This window comes from Arboricoccus pini (assembly GCF_900187945.1).
In the GTDB taxonomy this organism is placed as follows: Bacteria; Pseudomonadota; Alphaproteobacteria; order Geminicoccales; family Geminicoccaceae; genus Arboricoccus; species Arboricoccus pini.
Genome location: NZ_FYEH01000004.1, coordinates 13,316 through 35,644 on the forward strand (window position 1 = coordinate 13,316; position 22,329 = coordinate 35,644).

Below are 22,329 nucleotides of genomic sequence, written 5' to 3' on the forward strand. Positions count from 1 at the left end.
AGGCGCTAGAAGTGCTTGACCATGAAGAAGCGACGATGATCGTTCGCAAAGCCCTCGAGTTCGGCGAACTGCTGAAATCCCAGCTTCTCGTAGAAGCCCCGCGCCTGGAAATCGAACGTGTCGAGCCAGGCGCCCCGACAGCCACGGCGCCGACCTTCATCGAGCGCGGCCATGACGAGGGCCCTGCCGATACCCTGACCGCGCGCCTCGGCTGCGACCCAGACGAGGTCGAAATGGACCATCCCACGACCGCTCTCGCCATAGATGGCACCTTGCAGCCGGCCGTGCCGCCTGGCCGTGACAGCCAGGCGCTGATGGTCGGGCGCGCCGAGAAACGGCCGGTTATGCTCAAGAAGGGCCGTTGCGACCGCGGCATAGTCCTCCGGATGCCACCGGCTGGCGACCTCGATCCGCGCCCTGTGTTGCCCGACCATGCCCTCTCATCTCCCGGCTCTGCCGGCGCGCTGCCGCCCTTTGCGGCCTTGGCCCTGTCGCCTAACACGAGGATCGCCGCATGACCAACTGGACGATCGCCGATCTCGAATATTGGAATGCCCAGATCCAGGCAAAGGTCGAGGAATTCGAGCTCGACTGCTACGTACAGGAATTCGAAGTCTGCGATCAGAACGCCATGCTGGGCTACATGGCCTATCACGGCATGCCGGCCCACTATCCGCACTGGTCGTTCGGCAAGTCCTACGAGCAGACCAAGACCATGTACGACTATGGCGTGCAGGGCCTGCCCTACGAGATGGTGATCAATTCCGATCCCTGCCTTGCCTATCTCATGCGCGACAACTCGCTCTGCCTGCAGATCCTGACGATCGCGCACGTCTACGGGCACAATGATTTCTTCAAGAACAACTTCACCTTCACGAGTGCCACGCGCGCCAGCGAGACGCTCAGCAACTTCAAGGTCCGCGCCCAGCGTGTACGCAGCTATATCGAGGATCCCTCGATCGGCGACGAGCAAGTGGAGCTGTTCCTGGATGCAGCGCACGCACTCTCATACAATCGCTCGCGCAACCAGGCGATCAAGAAGCTCGACCATGCGGGCCAGCGGCAACGGCTCATCGAGATGGCCTTGCCGGCACCGAACGAATGGGCGCATCTCTCCCAGCCTCAACCCATCGAGATGCCGGACCTGCAGCGCATCCCGCTCGAGCCCGACCCCGACATCCTCCTCTTCATCCGCGACCATAATCCAGAGCTGGCCGGCTGGCAGCGCGACATCCTGACGATCGTCGACGACGAGGCGCGCTACTTCATCCCGCAGATCGAGACCAAGATCATGAACGAGGGGTGGGCCAGCTTCTGGCACCACAAGATCATGACCTCGATCGGCCTGCCGCCCGACATCCACATGGAATTCCTGGTGCGGCACAATCAGGTCGTCTGCCCGCATCCGGGCGGCCTCAATCCCTATCATGTGGGCTACGTCCTCTGGCACGACATCGAGCAGCGCTTCGGCGGTGCCGACACCAAGGAAGGCCGGGCCAAGATGTTCGAAGTACGGGAGAGCGACCGTGACGTCGCCTTCCTGCGCCGCTTCCTCACCGAGGAGATGTGCCGCGAGCTCGATCTCTTCTCCTGGCGCTCGCGCGGCGAGCATCTGGTTGTCGATGCCGTGGCGGACGAAGAGCATTGGCAGGAGATCCGCAACACGCTGTTGCGCCAGATCGGCACCGAGGCCATGCCGACGATCAAGATCAAGGACGCCGACCACAAGAGCAGTCGCGGGCTCTATTGCGTCCACGAACATGACGGGCGCGATCTCGATATCGGCAATGCCGAGAAGACGCTGAACCATCTTCGCACGCTCTGGGGCGGCCGCGTCTTCCTCGAGACCAAGCTCAAGGGCAAGCCCGCCATCCTCTCCGACGGCCCGGACGGATTCGACGCCAAGCTCATGGTTTGAGCCGGCGCGGCAGCTAGAGAAGCTCGAGCTGGCTGGGATCGTCAGCCTCGATCATGACCCCGCCCTGCGCGAACACCCAGCCCCGCACCCGCAGGCTGTGCCCGGCCAGTTTGTCGAGCGGCAGACCGGCTTTGCTAAAGCGCCTTTTGTCGCGCGCGTTGACCCGGCAGGTGAAATCGCGATTCCGGTCAGCGCCGAAATTCAGATAGATCCAGCTGGCGTTGCTGCCCACCGCCTGCACCCGCCCCTCGACGACGGCCAAACGGCTGGGCGGAAGGCGGACCGCTCCGGCCGGCTCGACCAGGCCCAGTGCCGGCGACCAGAGGCCCAGCCGGGCGGTGCGGGCTTGCGCCTCCGCCTGCCGCAAGGGCTCGAGGTCGAGCAGGTCCAGGCCGCCCTGCCAGAGAATCACGCTGCCGGCCGCGAGCAATTCCGTTTGCAGGAGCGAGCCCTCCGCCAGCCGCAGCAGCGCCAGCAGCCGGCCATAGCGATCGATACCGAGCGGCCGGGCGAAGAGCCCTGCTTGGCCCACCAGCGACTGCAGCCTCGTCATCAACCCGTCAATGGTGGATGGTGCCCGGCCATCGGCTAGCACGGCCGGCGCGGCGATGCCGGCCAGGCGCAGACTTCGACCATCGACGAGCTTGAAGAGCAGCGGCGCCTCGACGGCCTCCAGGGTGACGGGCTCCCAGCCATCGCCCTCGGTCGCGGCCAGCAGCCGCCCAGGGATCGCCAGTGCCGCCAGCCCTGCCCCCATGACGAGCCGACCCATGTGCCGGCTCATGCGCCGACGATGCATCTCGCCCTTGCCCATCAGGCAACCTCGTTGGTATAGCCAGCTTGGCTGCGCCCGTAGCTCAGTAGGATAGAGCGTCGGATTCCTAATCCGAAGGCCACAGGTTCGAATCCTGTCGGGCGCACCATTTCAGTACCGAACTATGAACGCCGAACCCCGCCAATTTCCCTCCCGAAGCGGCAGCGATGAGCGTTCGCAGCAATTCCGACTGCGATCCCATGATGCGAGCCTCGACCTCGTCAACTTCAACCCGCTGTGCGAGCGCGCGCAGATGGTCGCGGCGATAGCTGCCGGCCTCCAGCCATATCGGTTCGCGTGCCTTGCAGGCCAAAGTCTTGAGCATGTCGGCAAACGCGTGTTGAACCTGTGCTCGCCGATATAGGTGGTGCGGCAGGATAGCATGGACTTGCGCCAAGCCCCATCGGCCACCATCGCGGCTATGGGACGGACTGCGAAGATCACTTCGAAGGACTATTCCGTGAGTGGTTCGCATGCATGCGCAGACCGTCAGGTTGGACCGCGCTGCTTCAGAACCCGCAGGCTAATCGGCTCCCAAATCGGAAATCGAAAACGCTATTCACCACAGTAGCCCGCCTCCCGGTAGGTAAATGGGTGGGCACGGTTCACCTCTTTTCGGATGGTGCGCAAGGGCCGCGAAGAGCCCTAGCGCGAGACGCTTTGCACGCTCGCCGACCAATCCTACCTCTTCACTGGGGGCTATTTACCTTGGTGGAACGAGTATCCGAGCATGCACATCCCGGCCCCGCTCGACATCGGCAGCGCTGCCCCAAGCGACATGGGGGAACGCTCGAAGGAGATACTTACCCTCATCAAGATGAACTGGAATTCGAGCGCTATCGGATAACGCGACTCCGAATTCGTCCTATCGCTTCTACATCTGACGAAAGCCACCATCGCAACGTCACGGCGTGGGAGCAGCGGCCGCTGGCACTGGAGCCGCCGCTGCGGCCTTTCGTGCCGCATAGTCCCGGATCACGGCCTCGATCCGTTCGAGCAATGGGGTGAAACCGGCAAAATTGATCGCGCCGGCCTTCGGCCTCACGACCCGCGTTGCGAACACAGCTTTACCGTACTCGGTCGCGGGATTGATCTTGTTTTCCTTGTTGAATGACTTTCCGTCGAGCTTTTCTGCCAGAAGTGCAGGATCAAAGAAATCCTCGGGGCAAGACTTATGATTCGCACCGAGCGCCGGCGTCTTCACCAGATAGAGGGACCCGTGGAGATGGAAAAACGGGTCATGCTTCTCCAATGCAATATCGAGGCCATAGTTCTTTTTGTTTTTGAGGTAGTTGAAAATATCCCCCGCCCCGTCATCATTGTCGATAAGAACGATGACTGGATGCTCTGCCGGGCGGAAATTGTAGCGGTTAAAGGCCTCCTTCCAGGAAATCAGAAAGCTCAGCAAATCGCCGGAGCCTCCTCGCAGCTGAAGGAAGTCACGCGCCTGATCGGAATACTTGAAAAAATTCACCTTCAGCTCGGGCTTGCCGCCCACGACTGACGCAAGAAGCGGATGCGCGGCAGCAAGCCGCCGGATTGCGCTCTTCAGGTACACAGGATCGGTTGGCCCTTCGCAGATAATCAACGGCTGCGGCGGGTTGATGAAGTTTTTGAAGAAAATGAGTTCGTAGTAGACGACGCGGATCGCCGAAGGCCGTTCGTTCTTCGTCTTCGTGCGCTCTGCATGCAGCTTATGCTGCTTCTCTTTGTTGCCTTCGTTCGCGATCGCAATGTCGATCTGCCGTTCGCGCACATGATAGATGTGATTGATCATGCCTTCGAGGCGCGGCACGGAGTTGCAAGTCGCCCCGTCGAGTTCATAGGCCCCCGTTGTCAGAAAGCGATGGGCTGTCGCGCGAACCCGCTTGTAGTATGCCTGCGCTACGTTGACCTTCTCGTTGACGGTAAGCCCCGTCACCATCTGCCGACTTCCGCGAAGCTGCATGCGCGTTTTGGCGTCATTCACCTCAAAGCCGGCGTCATGGATGCGCGACACCAGCTCTTCGCCGAGCTTCCATTGGGTCCCGTCCAATTCAGCTAGCGCCGATGGGAATTCGCGTTGGTTCGTGGAGATTGTGATGTCATCCGCGTACCGCGTGTAAGTGCATTTGTGCCTCGCCGCCAGCTTCACGAGCCGGATATCGAGAAAATGCGTCATCAATTCAGTGATGATCGGCGAGCAGGGGCTACCCTGCGGCAGCTTTCCGTCTTTGCACGCAATCTGCGCCAAAAGCGTTGCTACCGGCTCGGCAAGGCGAAAATGCTCGTTCTTAAGAAAGAAGCCGCGAACGCGGCCGAAGTTGAAAGCTGGGAAAAAGTCCTTCAGGTCAAGGTTCAGCACGTAGCGACGGCGGTGATGCGTCTTAGCGTTGCTAATGATCGAAGCGCCGGGACGAAACGCATGGGAGAGTTTATTCCGGCGAGGATCTTTCGCTTCGATCTCGCGCAGGCATTTAAAAAGTAGTTTCGAAAGGCTGCGTTGCAGACCTTTCAGACGGTCATTCGGCGCATCAATAGTGCGGACACCGCCGCTTCGCTTCGGAATATCGAAGGTCATGTAGCGGGTCGCCGGCCGCGTTATGTGGATAATGTACGACACGGCGCTCGGGCTATAGCTCAACAGCGCTGCCACTTCGTGTCTGGTTCGCGCGGCGCGAAGATCAGTGAGGGTCAACGTGAAGCACCGAAGAAAGAAGGCTTACAGGCACTCCTACGCGAAGTGTGCATCACATCATGCTGACATAGAGCAGCCTGTAGGGAGCAGCGTCCGAGACATTGGATCATATATCGCGAAACACGATAACAAATCTGCCTGTAAGCTTGATAGTGCGATACCATCCGTCGCGCGCCATGCCAAGCGCTCTCGATTTGTTCTGTATCTCAATACCACGTCACACGAGTACAGGTACCGAATGATTGCGGCAATCGCCTCGAAATCTACTGTAATCTCAAAGACTTACCGCCTGGCTACGGATTCGAATTTAAAAGGCTATGGCGTAGGCAAAGTTATCATCTTCGCCCGGCGCGACGCACCATTCTAAAAACATGGCTCGCGCGATGCTTTCATCGCGCCGAACTTACCATCGGCGCCATCAAGAGCCGATATTCTCCCTCTTCGTTCAGATATTCTGACGCAGGCCCACGTTTGACAGCGCCTTCAGGTGTTCGATATGACCAGCGAATATCCTGGTCAGTTCCTGCCGCCGCCGACCGCATTTGATCTCGACCCGCCCCTCATCGTGAACATCGACCATCTTGCCGCCGTTACACGATGAGCGGCGACTCCAGACGCTCCGGCAGGCGAAAATCCGAGCTCCAGCCCAGTTCCGTCGCGGCCTTAGTCGACGTGACATCGTCGTTGGGCTCGACGATGTTGTAGGCGCCGGGAGCGCCTCGCTCGATGGCGAGAAAGGCCGCATGGGCAGCGGCGTCGACATGCAGCGGCAGGGATGAAGGCGGCGAGTCAAAGCCTGTTCCCGGACCGTAAAGGCGGCCATAACGCAAGACGATCCCCTCGATCGGCGCGGCGTTCATGATGCTGTCCTCCAGTGCCACGACACCCCGTTTGCTGACGTCCAATTCCTCGACGGCGCCGGCGTAGAGCGGCGATGCTTCCGTGAACGGCCGAGCGCCCGGCAAGTAGGCCCAGGCCAGGCTTTGCGCGATCAGCCGACGTGCCCCCGCAGCCTTCGCGGCGCGTACCAGATTGCGTGTTCCCTCTTGCCGCAGGCGCGCATTGGCCTTGATCGCCTCGTCCATGCGCGTCGGTTCGAGACCCGGCGGCAGGGCGGTGAGCTGATGGATGACCGTATCGGGCCTGGCCGCCACTACGACACGTTCCACTGCATCGGCATCGAACATGTCGACAATGACGGCTTCGACTCCGGTTCGCTCCAAGGCCGCCGCCTTCGCGGACGAGCGCGTGGTGCCGACGACGTGGTGACCGGCTTGCTTCAGCAGCGGCAGCAGGCGTTTGCCGATCGCGCCGGTGGCACCGGCGAGAAATAGTCTTTTGCCCATGGCTCTTTTCCTCGACGCTGATAACGTCAGAACCCTAACATAATATAAGAGTTCTTACATTATGCATGAGATCTCTGATCCTCGTCCCGTGCCGGCGGCTGGCGAAGGCAAGCGCGGCGAAGATGGTCACCTGGGCTATCTCCTGCGTCAGGCCGCCGGCGTGTTGCGGCTCAGGCTCGATCGGGCGATGGCTGACCTGGAGGTCACGTTGCCGCAATTCGCCGTCTTGACGATGCTTGCCAATTATCCGGGCTTGTCCAACGCCGATCTCGCCCGGCTGGCCCTGCTCACGCCGCAGACGGTGAGCGTCATCGTCGCCAACCTGGCGCGGCGCGGCACGATCACCCGCCGGCCGCATTCGATCCACGGACGAATCCAGCACATCGATCTCACCGACGAAGGACGCGACGTGCTGGCACGATGCCGCCAGCATGTGCGAACGATCGAACAGGACATCACGCGGGACATATCGGCCGGCGATGAGGCGGTTATCCGGCGCTGGCTGGTCAGCATCGCCTCCCGCGAACAAGCGACAGGCGCATAGGGTTTCCAGAGCGTCGGAGGCCGCATTTCCTGACCTTGCATGACGGCGGCACAGGGTGGTGACAGAGCCGAGGAGTTGCCAGGCTGTACGACGGGCTAGTGGGAGCGGCTAGGCCTCCTCGCCCCAGCGCTTCATGCCCGGCATGGCCAGTCCGAAGCTATCCAAAGCGCGGCCGATGATGTGATCGACCAGATCGGCGATCGTCGCCGGTCGGGTATAAAAGGCCGGCACCGGCGGATGGATGATGGCCCCCATCTCGGTTGCCGCCAGCATGTTCCTGATATGGCCCGCATGCAGCGGCGCTTCACGCACCAGCATCACCAGGGGCCGGCGCTCCTTCAAGACGACGTCGGCGGCACGGGTCAGGAGGGTGGACGTCACGCCGTTCGCGACCTCCGCCAGGCTGCGCACCGAGCAGGGGGCGATCAGCATGCCCATGGTGCGAAACGAGCCGCTGGCGATGGAAGCACCGACATCGCCCAGCGGATGGACGTGATCGGCCAGCGCGTGCAGCGCCTCGCGGCTGAGATCGGTTTCCTGCGCCCGGGTCATCTCGGCCGCCCGCGAGACCACGAGATGCGTCTCGATGCCCAGCTGCCTCAGCACCTCCAGGGCGCGGACGCCGAAAATGATGCCCGTGGCACCGGTGATGCCGACGATCATGCGCCGCGGCGTGCTACTCAATCTCGCCACTCCCAACAGCGGCAGGCCTTCAAGGATCACCTCCCTTGCAAGGCGCGCCAGCGACCAGCCCAAGGCCGGATGATAGGGCAGGAACGTCGATCGACCCAGCCTCGCTCGACCAGCGGCGTTCCCCAGCGGCGACACAGGCGAAGTAACCTACGGCATGGCACGATTTGCCGGCGGCCCATGATTTCCCGCGTCGGTGAATGCGCCTAGTCTGCCGCCTCGGATTACAAAACGCCACCGGTGAAAGAAGATGAGCGATATCGTCGCCGACCTGCTGCGCGAACTCGGCCCCTCCCTGGTCGCAGTGGGCGTGGACATCCCCGCCCGCAACCATTCGGACTGGGTGGGGGTGGCGCCGGCGGAGCCTCTGGCGCTGGTTCGCCCGCGCAGCACCGAGGACCTCGCGACGACAGTCCGGCTCTGTGCGGCCCAAGCTGTTCCCGTCGTTGCCCAGGGTGGCTTGACGGGACTTGCCGGTGGCGCCGAACCGCGCGCCGACTGGGTCGCCATTTCACTTGAGCGTATGAACGGTATCGAGGAGATCGATCCCGCCACCGGCACGATGCTGGTCAAGGCCGGCACCCCCCTTGAGGTCGTCCAGCAGGCGGCGAGCGAGGCTGGCTTCTTCTATCCCGTTGACCTTGGCGCGCGCGGCACGGCCACGATTGGCGGCACCATTGCCACCAATGCCGGCGGCAATCGCGTCATCCGCTACGGCATGACCCGCCAGTCGATCCTGGGGCTGGAGGTCGTCCTGGCCGACGGCACGATCGTCAACGCGCTGAACCGCTTCCTCAAGAACAATGCCGGCTACGACATCAAGCAGCTCTTCATCGGCACGGAGGGCACGCTTGGCATCGTGACCCGCGCCGTGCTCCGCCTCGAGGCGGAGCCGGGCTTCACCAGCGCTGCCGTCTGCGGCCTGCCGGATTACCCGGCGATCGTCGAGCTCTTGAAGTTCGCCAGGCGCAAGCTGGGCAGCGGGCTTACCGCCTTCGAGGTCATGTGGCCCAGCTTCTACGATCTTATGACGAGCAAGGTCGAAGGCGTGCGCCCGCCTTTGGCCGGCCGGCACGGCATGTATGTGCTGATCGAATCGCAAGGGACCGACGAAGCTTTCGACGCGCCGCGCTTCGCAGCCTTTCTCGAGTCGGCTTTTGAAGAAGGCCTGATCGAGGATGCGGCCGTGGCCCGCTCGCAAGGCGATGTCCAGGCCTTCTGGAAGATCCGCGACAGCGTCTCGGAATTCTCCCACGTGCTCGGACCCGACACCGCGCTCGACATCAGCCTGCGCGTCGCCGAGATGGATGATTTCGTCGAGGAGGCCAACGTCGCCTTGCGCCAGGCCTTTCCCGACATGCAAAGCGTCTCCTTCGGCCATGTCGGCGACAATAACCTTCATCTCAACATCCACGTCCCGGGCCTGAGCAAGCAGCCCAAGCCAGAGATCCAGGCAATCGTCTACGAGCTTGTCCGTCGTCGCCAAGGCTCGGTCTCGGCCGAGCATGGCATCGGCACGATCAAAGCCCCTTTCCTGCCCTATAGCCGCAACGCGGCCGAGATCGGCTTGATGGAACGCCTGAAGGACGCGCTCGACCCCAAGGCTCTTCTAAATCCCGGCAAGGTGCTCATCAGGCGCTAACCCACTCGACCTCGTCGAGCAGGTTAGCGCGTTTATGTTGACTACCGCGCTGGCCGCTCTGCTTGAGCAGGGCGGAGTTCCTGGCGGCCCGCCCGGGTCAGTAGAGATGCGTGTGATCGCCCAGTCGTTGGATCGACGAGGCCTGGGGGCCCATCGGGCCCTCGACGGCAGCACGGGTTACACGCACGGCAGCGCCCACCTCGAGCTTGTCGAAGAAATTATCGAGGACGACCGCGCGGGAGAAATAAAGCTGAGGCTCCCCGACGATCTCGACAAAGCCATAATTCTGCTCGCGAAAGAGACGGGCGATGACGCCCGTCTCGCCGGTGGCCTCGCGAGCTCGGGCCTGCCTACCCTTTTGCTGCGCATTGTCCTCGAGCTGACGCTGCATCGCATCGAAGGCGCGATTGAACACGGCGGTTCGATCACCCCCCTTCGATTCCCGCATCTCGTCCTCAGCCTTGGCGATCAGCTTCTTGCCGGGAATTTCAATCTCGATGGTGATCGCCAACGGATTCTTGCCGCTGCCCGGCGCCCGACGTGGCACCTCGACGACGACCCGGCAGGAGACGATACGAGGATGAAAGCGCTCGAGCTTCGCGACCCGTTCGCGGATATGACCTTCGAGAAAAGCCGAAGTCTCCATATCCTTGAAGGCTACCTGCAAGGGCGTGTCCATCAACTGCTCCCTCAACCGTTGCGCTTATTGTCGATCGCGGCAATGCGACCAGTCAAGAAATGAACGTCGCCCCACCACGGTTCCGTCATCCGCCATGGTTCGGTCAAAGGACGGACGCTTGCGTCGCCCGATGGCTTTGCCTAATGTCCGGCCGCTTCGACGAGGCGCGCTGCGGGTGTAGCTCAGGGGTAGAGCACGGCGTTTACACCGCCGGTGTCGGGGGTTCGAAACCCTCCGCCCGCACCATCTTCTCGACGTATTCGAGACCAAGCCGCCTTCAATCCATGCGGCAGTGCCACCTCGCCATGCACTCCACCAAGTTCAAGCTTCTGTGCCATCGCGGCTAAACGGCCGGTCAGACGCGTACGACGGTCGCCGTCGGCATAGGTACAGCGCTCCGCCCAGCCATCACCGAGCCGCCGCGGCGATCGCCCGGTCATCGTCGCTTGCTCAATTCCGCAAGGTGAGTTCAGGCCCGCAAGGTGAACTCGAGCTTTGCGCGGCAGACCGTGTGGCTGAAGCCAGGGCAAAAAAAGACCCGCCAGCGAGGCGGGTCGGCAGGTTGTGAGCCACACGCTGAGGCGTGGCTCACCATCTAGATCGTGCTCAGTTCGGCAGATGAGGGCGATCCATCTCGCCCGGTGCCGCCGCTGCCTTGGGAGGCAGAGCCGCATGCGTCTCGCTCTCAGGGGACAAAGGTTCGGGCTTGCCGGCCAGAGCACGGCTGAGCACCTCGTCGGCCGTGGCCACAGGGATGATCTCCAGGCCCTGCTTCACGTTCTCCGGGATTTCCGCCAGATCCTTCTCGTTGTCCTTGGGGATCAGGACCATCTTCAGACCGCCACGCAGCGCTGCCAGCAGCTTCTCCTTGAGACCGCCGATCGGCAGGACGCGACCGCGCAAGGTGATCTCGCCCGTCATAGCGACCGATGCCTTGACCGGGATCTTGGTCAGGACCGACACAATGGCAGTTGCCATGGCGATACCGGCCGAAGGCCCATCTTTGGGCGTCGCACCCTCCGGCACATGGATATGAATATCCACCTTGTCGAAGAGTTCGGGCCGAATGCCTAGGAGGGCTGCCCGGCTGCGCACATAGGACTGCGCCGCCTTCACCGATTCCTGCATCACGTCGCCGAGCTTGCCGGTGATCGTGGTCTTGCCCTTGCCTGGGACGACGACCGCCTCGATGGAGAGCAGTTCGCCGCCAACCTCGGTCCAAGCGAGACCGGTGACGATGCCGATATTGTCCTCGAGCTCAGCCTCGCCGAAGCGGAATTTCCGCACGCCCGCGAACTTGTCGAGATTGTCCAAGGTCACCTGCACGGCCGTGGCATCGCCCGCCACGATCTCCTTGACGGCCTTGCGGGCGAGATTGGCGATCTCCCGCTCGAGCGACCGGACGCCCGCCTCACGGGTGTAATAGCGGATGAGCCCCATGAGCGCGCTGTCGTCCACGCCCCACTCGGATTCCTTCAGGCCATGCTCCTGCCGTTGCTTGGGCAGAAGATGACGCCTGGCGATCTCGAGCTTTTCGTCCTCGGTATAGCCAGCCAGACGGATGATCTCCATGCGGTCCAAAAGCGGCTGCGGCATACGCAGCGTGTTGGACGTGCAGACGAACATGACGTCGGACAGATCGTAGTCGACCTCGAGATAATGATCGTTGAAAGCGGCGTTCTGCTCCGGATCCAGAACCTCGAGCAAGGCCGATGACGGGTCGCCGCGGAAATCCTGACCCATCTTGTCGATCTCATCGAGCATGAACAGCGGATTGCTGCTCTTGGCCTTCTTCATGCTCTGGATGACCTTGCCCGGCATGGAACCGATATAAGTCCGCCGATGACCACGAATCTCGGCCTCGTCCCGCACGCCGCCCAGCGAGAAGCGCACGAAATTCCGCCCGGTCGCCTTAGCGATCGACTTGCCGAGCGACGTCTTGCCGACACCGGGAGGGCCAACCAGGCAGAGGATCGGACCCTTCATCTTCTCGACGCGCTGCTGAACGGCCAGATACTCGACGATCCGCTCCTTGACCTTGTCCAGGCCATAATGATCGGCATCGAGAATGGACTGCGCGTTCTTGATGTCCTTGATCACCTTGGTGCGCTTCTTCCAAGGAATGCCGAGCATCCAGTCCAGATAGTTGCGCACCACCGTGGCCTCGGCCGACATCGGACTCATGGTGCGGAGCTTCTTGACCTCCGTCTTGGCCCGCTCGCGTGCTTCCTTTGAGAGCCGGGTCGCCTTGATGCGCTCCTCCAGCTCGGAGACCTCGTCCTTGCCATCCTCGAGTTCACCCAGTTCCTTCTGGATGGCCTTCATCTGCTCGTTCAGATAATACTCGCGCTGCGTTTTCTCCATCTGGCGCTTGACGCGCGAGCGGATGCGCTTTTCCACCTGGAGCACGCTGATCTCGGCTTCCATGTAGCCATAGAGGCGCTCCAGCCGCTCAGTGAGCGAGCCCGTCTCCAGCAGTTCCTGCTTTTCGGCGATCTTCAAGGAAAGATGCGCGGCGATCGTGTCTGCCAGCTTCGACTGGTCCTCGATCTGCCCCAGGCTGACCAGGACCTCTGGCGGCACTTTCTTGTTGAGCTTCACATATTGCTCGAACTGGCCGACCACCGCTCGACCCAGCGCCTCGATCTCGCGCGGCTCAAGCGCCGCCTCCTCGATCACCTTGGCCTCGACCTGGAAAAACTTGTCGTTCTCGACAAAATCGGTGATCTCGGCACGGCCATTGCCCTCGACCAACACCTTCACAGTGCCGTCGGGCAACTTGAGGAGCTGGAGGACACTCGAGACGGTGCCGACGCGATAAATGTCGTCCTTCCCGGGATCGTCCTGGCTGGCGTTCCTCTGCGCAACCAAAAGGATCTGCTTGTCCTCTTTCATCACTTCTTCGAGGGCCAGGATCGACTTTTCGCGACCAACGAAGAGGGGCACGATCATGTGCGGAAAGACGACAATGTCCCGAAGCGGAAGAACGGGGTAAGTGCTGACCTCGGGGAGTTCGCTCATTTTGCCTCTCTTGAGAGCCGGATTGGGCAAGCCGGCATCATTCCGAGTTTATCAGGTGGCTCCTGCCAGGACACGTTTCAAGCGTCCTGGCAAGGCTACCGCCGCTAGCCATCGCGGGGTGTGCGCGCATCCACCGCAAGATATGGACCAAGATACGCTCAGTGGCCGGACCAGCCTTCATCCAGAGGCCGTCCGGCGGAGCGATCAGCATCTGATCGAGGGACGATCGCCGGGCGAGAGCCGAGAAGGTCCCCCCTGGCAAGCGGGACCTCAGGAAGCGGAGCCGACGTCGCCGCGTCGATCCGCGTAGATCATCAAGGGCTTGGCACGCGCTTCCGCGACCTCCCGGTTGACGACGATCTCGTCCACCCCATCAAGCGATGGCAGGTCGAACATCGTGTCCAAAAGGATGCCTTCCATGATCGAACGCAAGCCTCGGGCACCGGTCTTGCGCTGGATCGCCCGGTCGGCGATCGATTTCAGCGCATCCTCGGTGAAGTTTAGCTGCACGCCCTCCATCTCGAAAAGCTTGGCATATTGCTTGACGAGTGCATTCTTGGGCTCGCGCAAGATCTTGATCAGGGCCGGCGCATCCAGGTCCTGCAAGGTTGCCACCACCGGAAGACGACCAACGAACTCGGGTATCAAGCCGAATTTCAACAGATCGTCCGGCTCCACCTCACGCAGCACATCGCCGCTCCGTCGATCCTCCGGCCCTGCCACCTCGGCCCCAAAGCCCATCGAGCGCTGCTTGCCACGCTGGCCGATAATCTTCTCCAACCCGGCGAAGGCGCCACCGCAGATGAAGAGGATATTGGTCGTGTCCACCTGCAGGAATTCCTGCTGGGGATGCTTACGGCCGCCTTGCGGCGGCACGCTGGCGACCGTGCCCTCGATGATTTTCAAGAGCGCCTGCTGGACACCCTCGCCCGAGACGTCACGGGTGATCGAGGGATTCTCGGACTTGCGGCTGATCTTGTCGACTTCGTCGATATAGACGATGCCACGTTGGGCCCGCTCGACATTATAGTCGGCCGCCTGGAGAAGCTTGAGGATGATGTTCTCGACATCCTCGCCCACATAGCCGGCCTCGGTCAGGGTCGTTGCGTCCGCCATCGTGAAGGGGACGTCCAGCGTGCGGGCCAGCGTCTGGGCCAAAAGTGTCTTGCCGCAGCCCGTCGGCCCGACCAGCAGGATGTTCGACTTAGCGAGTTCGACCTCGCCGCCCTTCCCGCCATGGGCCAGCCGCTTATAGTGATTATGGACGGCTACCGAGAGCACGCGCTTGGCATGGTCCTGGCCGATCACGTAGTCATCTAGAACGCCCTTGATTTCCAACGGGGTCGGCACACCGGCCCTGCTCTTCGCGACGGCGCTCTTATTTTCCTCGCGAATAATGTCCATGCACAGTTCGACGCATTCATCGCAGATGAATACCGTCGGACCGGCGATGAGCTTGCGTACTTCGTGCTGACTCTTACCGCAGAACGAGCAGTAGAGCGTATTCTTTGAGTCGCCTGCTGCCTTGCTCATCGCATCCACGCGTCCTGATATGTCCCATCCATGATGGTAGCGACCGCCGGGGAGCGGCACAACCCGTGGACACACTCCTTATCCAGTCACCGCCGTGCCCAGGCATGCGACCTTATCTGGAGCAGGTCCAGCCCAGAGACATAGGCATCGACGCGGGCCAACGCCATAGTCAGCCCGCATGGGAGCCCTGCCGCGGTGCGGAACGGGCCTACTTGTCGCCTACCGGGCGCTTCTCCATCACCATGTCGACCAGCCCGAAATCGCGGGCTTCCTCGGCCGACATGAAGCTGTCGCGCTCCATCTTGGATTCGATTTCGTTAAGGCTGCGGCCCGTATGTTTCATGTAGATATCATTCAGGCGCTGGCGGATCTTCAGGATCTCGCGCGCCTGGATCTCGATGTCCGAAGCCTGGCCCTGCGCGCCGCCCGATGGCTGGTGCGTCATGATCCGCGCATGCGGCAGAGCGTAGCGCTTCCCCTTGGCCCCGGCGGTGAGCAGCAGCGATCCCATGCTCATGGCTTGGCCGACGCAGATCGTCGTCACGTCGCAGCGGATATACTGCATGGTGTCGTAGATCGCGAGGCCCGAGGTGACGATGCCGCCCGGGCTGTTGATGTAGAGGCTGATATCCTTGTCGGGATTTTCAGCCTCGAGGAACAGCAACTGGGCGGTAACGAGGCTGGCGACGTGATCGTCTATACCACCCATGATGAAGATGATTCGCTCCTTCAACATGCGCGAATAGATGTCGAAGGAACGCTCCCCGCGAGCCGTCTGCTCGATCACCATGGGGACGAGCTGGCTGGTCAACGCCATATTCTTGCAAAACCTCACCTAGGGCCGCTCCAAGGCCGCCGCGCATCGCTTGCTCCACGATGCTGCGGACAGGCCTGTCTCGCTTCGGTCTGCCAGCTTGGCCGACGCCGGTCCAATGTGCGACGCGTGGGCCTCCCGCACAAGAGGAGGGCGGCGCCTTCCTTGCGGCGGGCCGGCCTCAGCCAGGCGACGCGGCCTTGCCCGGAAGCTCAGGCCTTGGCGTCGTCTTCGTTCTCTTCCGCGGCATCGAGCTTCAAGAGCTCGTCGATCGGCAGGGATTTCTCCTCGACCTTGGCCTTGCCAAAGACCAGATCGACAACCTTGTCCTCGAAGATCGGCGCACGCAGTTGCTCGATGGCCGCCGGATTTTTCTGATAGAACTCGAAGACCTGCTTTTCCTGACCAGGGAAGCGATAGGCCTCACGCAGCACCGCCTGCTGCAGCTCGTTGCTCTCGACCTTGACGTCGTTGCGCGCGCCGATATCGGCCAGGATCAGGCCCAGGCGGACGCGCCGCTCGGCGATCTTGCCATATTCCTCGCGGGCGGCAGCCTCGCTCTCATCACCTTCCTCGGCGAAGGTCTGGCCTGACTGCGCCATCTCATTCTGGAGCTGCTTCCAGATCGAATCGAACTCCATGGCCACCATCCCGGGCGGTACGGGGAAGGTCGCGGCTTCCGCCAGTTGGTCGAGCAGCTGGCGCTTCATACGCGCACGCGCCACGCCCTTATATTCCTCCTCCATGCGATCGCTCATGGTCTTCCTGAGCGTCGCCAGGTCCTCAAGGCCCAGCTTCTGCGCCCAGGCATCATCGATCTCGGTGCCATCGGGCTCCTCGATCGCCGTCACCTTGACGTCGAAGACGGCTTCCTTGCCGGCCACGGCCGGGGCGCCATAGGACTCGGGGAAGGTAACGGTGAGCTTGCGCTCCTCACCGACGGTGGCGCCGACCAGCTGGTCCTCGAAGCCCGGCACCATCATGCCGGAGCCCAGGACAAGCTGCTGCCCCTCGCCGCTGCCGCCGTCAAACAGCTCGTCGTCGATGCGTCCCTTGAAGTCGATCGTCAAGCGATCGCCTTCCTTGGCCGGCCGCGCCTCCGCAGGCGCCTTGAACTCGCGGCGGGCACGCGCCAGGCCGTTGATCGCCGTGTCGATCCGCGCATCGTCGAGGACGGGAACCAAGCGGGTCAGCTCAAGCGTGCTGAGCTCGATCTCCGGCACATCGGGCATCAATTCGACGTCGATCTTAAACTCGAGATCCTTGCCCTCGCCTACGCCCTCGGGATCGAGATCCACCTTGGGCTGCATGGCCGGCTTTAACTGGTTGTCGTTGATCGCCTGACGCGAACCCTCGTTGATCGCTTCCTGCACGACCTCGGAGAACACCGACGATCCATACTGTTTCTTGAGGAGAGTCACCGGCACCTTGCCAGGCCGAAAGCCCGGCATCTTGGCGGTCTTGCTCAAGCTCTCGAGGCGCGACTGGACCTTCGCGTCGATTTCCGCTGCTGGCACGGTGACCGTGAAGTGGCGCGTGAGGCCCTGGGCCTCGGTTTCAACGACCTGCATGTACGACGTCCTGATCCAAACCTGCAAAAAGCCAAAGCCGGCCAGGCATTTCAAGCCCCGCGCCAGCCGATTCCCCTTCGGCCCCGAAGCCATCACCGCAGAGCGGCGTTGGCCAGGGCCGTTTCATCTCCACATGGTGCGGGCGGCGAGACTCGAACTCGCACAGCTTTCGCCACAGGAACCTAAATCCTGCGTGTCTACCAATTCCACCACGCCCGCCGATCGCGCGAAAGCTGCGCCGAAGCTGCCTTCGCCGCGCATGGGGCAAAGCCTATAGCAAGGCTCATGCGGAAGGCCAACAGCGACGAGCCCGGCTGGCGCCGGTTCAGACCGCCGGCCCCTCGTTTGCCACATCCGGCTCCGCCTCGCCGATCATGTAGCCAAAGCCCCGGCTGGTCTTGATGAGCGATACCTCGCTATCCTCGTCCACCTTGCGTCGCAGATAACGGATATAAACGTCAACGATCTTGGTCCCCGGGTCGAAATTGAGGCCCCAGACGTCGGAGAGGATGCGCGTGCGGCTAACGACCTGGCCCGCATGGGCGATCAGATAAGCCAGGAGCGCCCATTCCTTGGCTGTCAACTGGATCTCGCGCTGGCCGCGCCTCGCGGTCCGGGTCGCCGGATCGAGCCTGAGATCGGCCACCTGCATCGGCGGCGGCCGATCCGAGCCATTGGCCCGCCGCTCAAGCGTCTCCATCCGCGCCAGAAGCTCGTCGAAGGCGAAGGGCTTGGTCAGATAGTCATCGGCGCCGCCCTTGAGCCCATCGATCTTGTCCTGCAATTGATCGCGCGCGGTCAGCATCAAGATGAGGCTGCGCCGATCCTCCTGGCGGATCCGCCGGCAGACCTCGAGGCCGTCCATCGAGGGCAGCATGCGATCCAGGATGATGAAGGAGAACACGCTCTGGCGCGCAGCCGCGATGGCTGGCGGTCCGTCGCCCACCTGCTGGACGGCAAAGCCTTCGGCCTCGAGCCCGCGCTTGAGGAACGACGCGATGCGCGCATCGTCCTCGACCAGAAGAACCGTCTTCGTCATGTGCTTTGGTCCTGCAGCGGTAGATGGATGTCAACGCGGGTCCCTCGACCCTCCTGGCTATCGAGCTCGATCGTTCCGCCATGTTTTTCAACGATCCAGCGGGCGATGTTCAAACCGAGACCGCTCCCCCCCGGCGCCTCCCGCCGGCCATTCTCGCCGCGATAGAAGCGCTCGAACACATGCGGTAGATCCTTGCCGGCGATGCCTTGCCCCTGATCCTCGACGCTGACGCAAGCCCAACAATTTTTGGTTGTCGTCATGCTTATCTGAACGCGAGCGTTTGATTTGGAATATTTGATCGCATTGTCGAGGACGATCAGGAGCACCTGTCGCAGCCGCCTGGGATCGGCCCGGACCGCCAGGCCCATGGCCTCGCCATCGAACTCCAGCGCGATACCCTTCTCTTCGGCAAGAACGCTCGCGGCCTCGATTGCACCCAGGACCACATCGTCCAGAACCACGTGCTGCTCGTCAAAGCGGATCTCGCCCATTTCGGAGCGGGCGAGAAAGAGGAGGTCGTCGATCAGCCGGCTCATGCCGGCCGCTTCCTCGACGATCCGCTCCAGTGCTTCTCGATAGGCAAAGGCCGGCCGCTCGGCGCCCCGCAAGGTCACCTCGGCCTCGCCGCGCAGCACCGTTAAGGGGGTGCGCATCTCATGGCTGATATCGGCCAGGAAGCGCACCCGCTGCCGATCGAGGTCGGTGAGCTGGCGGTTTAACCGGTCCAACTCCATCGTCCGAGCGCGCACCTGCTCCTCGAGGCCGGCCTGCGCCTCCGCCAATTGCCGGACCTTGTTCTCCAGCCGCTCGGCCATGCGATCGAAATGCTGCGAGAGCCGACCCAGTTCGTCCTGGCGCTTCAAGCCGATGCGATGCGCGAGGCTGCCCTCCTCGATGGCGCGAGCTCCCCTGGTCAGCGCATCGATCGGCTCCAGCAGGGCCCGGGCGAAGGTGGTGCCCATGATCACCATGAGGAGGATGAGGACGAGGGCCACGACAATCACCGTGTCCGTCACCCGCCTGGAAGTAGCCTGCGCCGCCATCTCGGCATTGCTCACCCTCGCCTCTTCATCGGTCACGGCCCGCGCGACAACGGCGCGAAAATCGGCATCCAGCCTGGGCTGGATCTCGCTCTTGAAGATCTGGATCGCCTCAGGATAGGCCTTCTCGTCGTTGAGCAGGGCAGCCCGCTCGACCGCATGGTCGATCTTGCTGAAGACCTGCCGCAGCCGGTCGAGCTCCTCCAACCAGTCGGCGTTGGCATGGCGCTGATGTTGGAACTGCTGACTATGACGCTGCATTTGCGCAAAGACGACCTCGACGTCGTTACGCACCTGTTCGAGCTGCTCATTGCCCTGCTGCCGCATCAGCAGCAACAGGGCCGTCTGCTCTGCATAACGATGCGTCGCCGTCGCGAACTGCATGGTCAGGCGATAGCGGCTGGTGGCCTCCTCAACCGCCTCCATGGCGTGACGATTGACATGCGCCCCGACCAGCGCCGTGACCGCGAGGCCCGCCACGACGATGCAAAGCACCAGCACGAAGGTGAAGATGCGGCGGCGAATGGTCATGCCGCGTTCCTTTGGCAGCGCCCGCGCCCTGCGCGACGAGGAGCCCCAACTTCGTTTTCGCGGCAGGGCCTGGCCTCAACGGCTGACAACCAGCCTCTCCTCAAGACGCCCTTGCTTCTCCTTATCGAGCCCGGTTTTCTGCCAGTCCTCGACCAGTCGGGCGCCGTGGGAGCGATTCTGGCGGGCCCAATTCTCGAGCAGGTCCTTGCAGGCATGGTCGATATAGGTCTGCGGAGCGGTTCGCACATGAAGCTCGGTACCAGGTGGCAGGCGTTCGAGAATGGCACCGAGCCTGGGTGTCTGCAGGAAGGTGGCCGCCCCCTCGAGGCTCATTTCAATCCTGGACGGGCCCGCCTCCTCGATGGTTACCCGCAGACGAGCAGCCTTATAGATGACCTCGGCGAACGACAAGGCGATGCCGACAAGGACGCCGGTTAGAAGATCGATAAAAACGGTACCCAGGAACGTCGCCGCATAGACGAAAAGGGGCATCCGACCATAACCGGCCAGCCGCTTGACGGCTTCGACCTCCATGAGCTTCACGCCCGTGACGACGAGGATGGCACCCAGGCTGGCTGTCGGGATAAGCTTGAGAATGAAGGGAAACGCCAGGACGAAAAGGGCGATCCAAAGCCCGTGCAGGACAGCCGACCAGCGCGAGACAGCACCGGCCTGGACATTGGTCGAGCTGCGCACGATGACGCCCGTCATGGGCAAGGCGCCGAGGCCGCCGCAGATCATGTTGCCGATCCCCTGGGCGCGCAGCTCCTTGTTGTAGTCGGTGCGCGCGCCGTCATGCATCCGGTCGACGGCACCGGCGGACAGGAGCGTCTCGGCGCTGGCGATGAAGGCCAAGGTCAACGCCGTGACGATGACCCCCGCCTGCGCCAGACCCAAAAGCTCGCCGCCGCCGGGCGGTCTGAGCGCGGCCATTATATTGCCCGGTACGTCGACATAGGCGACGGGTGCCCCGGTCAACCAGGCGGCCAGGGCCGCCGCGACCACGCCCATGAGCGCCCCCGGCAGGAAGCGCAGGCGCCTCGGCTTGAGCTTGTCCCAGCCGACCATCAGGAGGATCGTCAAGAGTCCTATCAGCAAGGCCGCCGCATCCGAGCCACCGTCTATGGTGCCCAGAAGCGCTTGCGGAATGGCCGCCAGATTGGCGATGGCGTCCGCCTCCGGCCGTCGGCCCAGCATGACGTGGATCTGGGCGATCAGGATCAGCGCGCCGATGCCGGCCAGCATGCCGTAGATCACGGCTGGCGAGATCGCCCTGAACCACCGCCCAAGGCCGGCCATGGCGGCCAGGACCTGGAAGAGGCCAGCCAGGATCAGGATCGGGCCCAAGAGACCCACGCCTTGGGTGTTGACGATGTCGAAGACGATGACGGCAAGGCCGGCGGCCGGTCCGCTGACCTGAAAGGGCGAGCCCGCCAGCAGGCCGCCGACAATGCCGCCGACAATGCCGGTGACAAGGCCCTTCTCGGGTGGCAGGCCGGAGGCGATGGCGATGCCCATGCAAAGCGGCAAGGCCACGAGAAAGACGACGAACGAGGCCATGAGGTCACGGCCGGGCGATGGCGTGAGGCGACCCAGCATCATGCGCGCCATCAAGCCGCGCCGGCGACGATCGTGGCACCAAGATCGGGGTCAACGTCATCGGCTTGCGCCTGACCAAGCGGCGCCCAGACGGCTCTCGTTGGATCGAGGACCAGCACCTCCCCCGCCTTGATGTCGAAGATCCAGCCATGCACGCGCAGCCGCCCCGCCGCGAGGCTGGCCGCCACGGCTGGATGCGTTCGCAGGTTGACGAGCTGCGCCTGGACGTTGGCTCGCGTCAGGGCCTCCAATCGGACGGTATCGTCGGCCGCCATCGGCATAGCCTCGGCGGCGACGCGCCTTGCCGCCGCCGCATGATGCAGCCAGCCGGCCACCGCCGGCATCGCCTCGAGGCCCTCTGGATGCAGTGCCGCCTTCATGGCACCGCAATCGGTATGACCGCAAACGATGATGTCCGGCACCTTCAGCGCCATGACGGCATATTCGACGGCGGCCGCGACGCTGCCGGCCAGTTGGCCGTGCGGCGGGACGATGTTGCCGGCATTGCGGCAGATGAAGAGGTCGCCGGGCTCGCTCTGCGTGATCAGCTCCGAGACGACACGACTATCGGAGCAGGTAATGAAGAGGGCACGCGGGCTTTGCCCGTTCGACAGGCGGTCGAACTGGGAACGCCGGTCGGGGAACACATCGGCACGAAAGCGTCGCACTCCTGCCAGGAGTTCGTCCATGATCTTTCCTTCCACGAGGCTGACTACACACACATCCTCACCTTAGAGCTGCGACGCAGCATTGCTTCGCCTCGTGGTTTAAAGTTCGCCGAGAACGGCATTAGAATGTGGCGAGCACCTGCCGCGAGGAAGGAAAGGCGCCGCGAAGACCGCTGGCACCCATGCCTCAGACCTTGCACGTA

At 62.7% G+C, this 22,329-nt stretch carries 17 protein-coding genes and 3 tRNA genes; 5 read left to right on the forward strand and 15 right to left on the reverse strand.

The window, feature by feature from the left end:
* Positions 1 to 5: 5 nt before the first annotated feature.
* Complete coding sequence (locus CFB17_RS06510) at positions 6 to 434, reverse strand: GNAT family N-acetyltransferase (RefSeq protein ID WP_088560618.1); 429 nt, start codon at positions 432 to 434, stop codon at positions 6 to 8.
* 80 nt (positions 435 to 514) lie between these two features.
* On the opposite strand from CFB17_RS06510, the gene CFB17_RS06515 reads away from it, so the two are divergent.
* Complete coding sequence (locus tag CFB17_RS06515; protein ID WP_088560619.1) at positions 515 to 1,918, forward strand: SpoVR family protein; 1,404 nt, start codon at positions 515 to 517, stop codon at positions 1,916 to 1,918.
* Between the two features lie 13 nt (positions 1,919 to 1,931).
* Here the strand turns inward: CFB17_RS06515 and CFB17_RS06520 are convergent, their stop codons facing one another.
* On the reverse strand, positions 1,932 to 2,732 hold the full coding sequence (locus tag CFB17_RS06520) for a thermonuclease family protein (protein WP_088560620.1): 801 nt from the start codon (positions 2,730 to 2,732) through the stop codon (positions 1,932 to 1,934).
* Positions 2,733 to 2,764: 32 nt separating this feature from the next.
* Between CFB17_RS06520 and CFB17_RS06525 the strand changes: the two genes are divergently transcribed.
* Positions 2,765 to 2,841 (forward strand) — tRNA-Arg (locus CFB17_RS06525).
* 795 nt (positions 2,842 to 3,636) lie between these two features.
* Here CFB17_RS06525 and CFB17_RS06535 read toward each other — a convergent pair.
* Together CFB17_RS06535 and CFB17_RS06540 are read right to left on the reverse strand one after the other, a co-directional pair.
* On the reverse strand, positions 3,637 to 5,409 hold the full coding sequence (locus CFB17_RS06535; RefSeq protein ID WP_207761959.1) for a retron Ec67 family RNA-directed DNA polymerase/endonuclease: 1,773 nt from the start codon (positions 5,407 to 5,409) through the stop codon (positions 3,637 to 3,639).
* Positions 5,410 to 5,999: 590 nt separating this feature from the next.
* Complete coding sequence (locus tag CFB17_RS06540) at positions 6,000 to 6,755, reverse strand: NAD-dependent epimerase/dehydratase family protein (RefSeq protein WP_088560623.1); 756 nt, start codon at positions 6,753 to 6,755, stop codon at positions 6,000 to 6,002.
* A 61-nt stretch (positions 6,756 to 6,816) separates the two neighbouring features.
* Between CFB17_RS06540 and CFB17_RS06545 the strand changes: the two genes are divergently transcribed.
* Entirely contained in the window at positions 6,817 to 7,299 is a 483-nt protein-coding gene (locus CFB17_RS06545) for a MarR family winged helix-turn-helix transcriptional regulator (RefSeq protein ID WP_088560624.1), read from the forward strand.
* Positions 7,300 to 7,407: 108 nt separating this feature from the next.
* Here CFB17_RS06545 and CFB17_RS06550 read toward each other — a convergent pair whose 3' ends face one another.
* Positions 7,408 to 7,962 (reverse strand): UbiX family flavin prenyltransferase, encoded by a 555-nt coding sequence (locus CFB17_RS06550; RefSeq protein WP_088560909.1) that lies wholly within the window; start codon positions 7,960 to 7,962, stop codon positions 7,408 to 7,410.
* Positions 7,963 to 8,239: 277 nt separating this feature from the next.
* Between CFB17_RS06550 and CFB17_RS06555 the strand changes: the two genes are divergently transcribed.
* On the forward strand, positions 8,240 to 9,631 hold the full coding sequence (locus CFB17_RS06555; protein WP_088560625.1) for an FAD-binding oxidoreductase: 1,392 nt from the start codon (positions 8,240 to 8,242) through the stop codon (positions 9,629 to 9,631).
* 97 nt (positions 9,632 to 9,728) lie between these two features.
* On the opposite strand, the gene CFB17_RS06560 is transcribed toward CFB17_RS06555, so the two are convergent.
* Positions 9,729 to 10,310 (reverse strand): HPF/RaiA family ribosome-associated protein, encoded by a 582-nt coding sequence (locus CFB17_RS06560; protein WP_088560626.1) that lies wholly within the window; start codon positions 10,308 to 10,310, stop codon positions 9,729 to 9,731.
* Positions 10,311 to 10,481: 171 nt separating this feature from the next.
* On the opposite strand from CFB17_RS06560, the gene CFB17_RS06565 reads away from it, so the two are divergent.
* Positions 10,482 to 10,556, forward strand: a tRNA-Val gene (locus tag CFB17_RS06565).
* A 360-nt stretch (positions 10,557 to 10,916) separates the two neighbouring features.
* Here CFB17_RS06565 and lon read toward each other — a convergent pair.
* From lon to CFB17_RS06610, 9 genes are all read right to left on the reverse strand, one after another.
* Positions 10,917 to 13,331 carry an endopeptidase La gene (lon, locus tag CFB17_RS06570; RefSeq protein WP_088560627.1) on the reverse strand — a complete coding sequence of 805 codons (2,415 nt, stop codon included), beginning with the start codon at positions 13,329 to 13,331 and terminating at the stop codon, positions 10,917 to 10,919.
* 270 nt (positions 13,332 to 13,601) lie between these two features.
* Positions 13,602 to 14,864, reverse strand: coding sequence for an ATP-dependent Clp protease ATP-binding subunit ClpX (clpX, locus tag CFB17_RS06575; protein ID WP_088560628.1), 1,263 nt, complete (start codon positions 14,862 to 14,864; stop codon positions 13,602 to 13,604).
* Between the two features lie 208 nt (positions 14,865 to 15,072).
* Positions 15,073 to 15,681, reverse strand: coding sequence for an ATP-dependent Clp endopeptidase proteolytic subunit ClpP (gene clpP / locus CFB17_RS06580; protein WP_088560629.1), 609 nt, complete (start codon positions 15,679 to 15,681; stop codon positions 15,073 to 15,075).
* A gap of 209 nt (positions 15,682 to 15,890) precedes the next feature.
* Positions 15,891 to 17,249: a trigger factor gene (gene tig, locus CFB17_RS06585; protein ID WP_088560911.1), complete on the reverse strand. Its 1,359-nt coding sequence runs from the start codon at positions 17,247 to 17,249 to the stop codon at positions 15,891 to 15,893.
* Between the two features lie 134 nt (positions 17,250 to 17,383).
* Positions 17,384 to 17,468 (reverse strand) — tRNA-Leu (locus CFB17_RS06590).
* A 106-nt stretch (positions 17,469 to 17,574) separates the two neighbouring features.
* Positions 17,575 to 18,288, reverse strand: coding sequence for a response regulator transcription factor (locus CFB17_RS06595; RefSeq protein WP_088560630.1), 714 nt, complete (start codon positions 18,286 to 18,288; stop codon positions 17,575 to 17,577).
* On the reverse strand, positions 18,285 to 19,859 hold the full coding sequence (locus CFB17_RS06600) for a sensor histidine kinase (protein ID WP_088560631.1): 1,575 nt from the start codon (positions 19,857 to 19,859) through the stop codon (positions 18,285 to 18,287). Before CFB17_RS06600 ends, CFB17_RS06595 begins: the two co-directional genes overlap by 4 nt.
* 75 nt (positions 19,860 to 19,934) lie before the next feature.
* Positions 19,935 to 21,470 (reverse strand): SulP family inorganic anion transporter, encoded by a 1,536-nt coding sequence (locus CFB17_RS06605; protein WP_207761960.1) that lies wholly within the window; start codon positions 21,468 to 21,470, stop codon positions 19,935 to 19,937.
* The gene (locus CFB17_RS06610; RefSeq protein WP_088560632.1) at positions 21,470 to 22,147 is read right to left on the reverse strand and encodes a carbonic anhydrase; all 678 of its coding nucleotides are present in this window, start codon (positions 22,145 to 22,147) and stop codon (positions 21,470 to 21,472) included. Before CFB17_RS06610 ends, CFB17_RS06605 begins: the two co-directional genes overlap by 1 nt.
* Between the last annotated feature and the right edge of the window lie 182 nt (positions 22,148 to 22,329).

Excerpts from the sequence above, each read along its gene's own strand:
- CFB17_RS06510 (WP_088560618.1), bottom strand. The coding sequence starts at position 434 with ATGGTCGGGCAACACAGGGCGCGGATCGAGGTCGCCAGCCGGTGGCAT.
- CFB17_RS06515 (WP_088560619.1), top strand. The coding sequence starts at position 515 with ATGACCAACTGGACGATCGCCGATCTCGAATATTGGAATGCCCAGATC.
- CFB17_RS06520 (WP_088560620.1), bottom strand. The coding sequence starts at position 2,732 with ATGGGCAAGGGCGAGATGCATCGTCGGCGCATGAGCCGGCACATGGGT.
- CFB17_RS06540 (WP_088560623.1), bottom strand. The coding sequence starts at position 6,755 with ATGGGCAAAAGACTATTTCTCGCCGGTGCCACCGGCGCGATCGGCAAA.
- CFB17_RS06545 (WP_088560624.1), top strand. The coding sequence starts at position 6,817 with ATGCATGAGATCTCTGATCCTCGTCCCGTGCCGGCGGCTGGCGAAGGC.
- CFB17_RS06550 (WP_088560909.1), bottom strand. The coding sequence starts at position 7,962 with ATGATCGTCGGCATCACCGGTGCCACGGGCATCATTTTCGGCGTCCGC.
- CFB17_RS06555 (WP_088560625.1), top strand. The coding sequence starts at position 8,240 with ATGAGCGATATCGTCGCCGACCTGCTGCGCGAACTCGGCCCCTCCCTG.
- CFB17_RS06560 (WP_088560626.1), bottom strand. The coding sequence starts at position 10,310 with ATGGACACGCCCTTGCAGGTAGCCTTCAAGGATATGGAGACTTCGGCT.
- lon (WP_088560627.1), bottom strand. The coding sequence starts at position 13,331 with ATGAGCGAACTCCCCGAGGTCAGCACTTACCCCGTTCTTCCGCTTCGG.
- clpX (WP_088560628.1), bottom strand. The coding sequence starts at position 14,864 with ATGAGCAAGGCAGCAGGCGACTCAAAGAATACGCTCTACTGCTCGTTC.
- clpP (WP_088560629.1), bottom strand. The coding sequence starts at position 15,681 with ATGGCGTTGACCAGCCAGCTCGTCCCCATGGTGATCGAGCAGACGGCT.
- tig (WP_088560911.1), bottom strand. The coding sequence starts at position 17,249 with ATGCAGGTCGTTGAAACCGAGGCCCAGGGCCTCACGCGCCACTTCACG.
- CFB17_RS06595 (WP_088560630.1), bottom strand. The coding sequence starts at position 18,288 with ATGACGAAGACGGTTCTTCTGGTCGAGGACGATGCGCGCATCGCGTCG.
- CFB17_RS06600 (WP_088560631.1), bottom strand. The coding sequence starts at position 19,859 with ATGACCATTCGCCGCCGCATCTTCACCTTCGTGCTGGTGCTTTGCATC.
- CFB17_RS06605 (WP_207761960.1), bottom strand. The coding sequence starts at position 21,470 with ATGGCGCGCATGATGCTGGGTCGCCTCACGCCATCGCCCGGCCGTGAC.
- CFB17_RS06610 (WP_088560632.1), bottom strand. The coding sequence starts at position 22,147 with ATGGACGAACTCCTGGCAGGAGTGCGACGCTTTCGTGCCGATGTGTTC.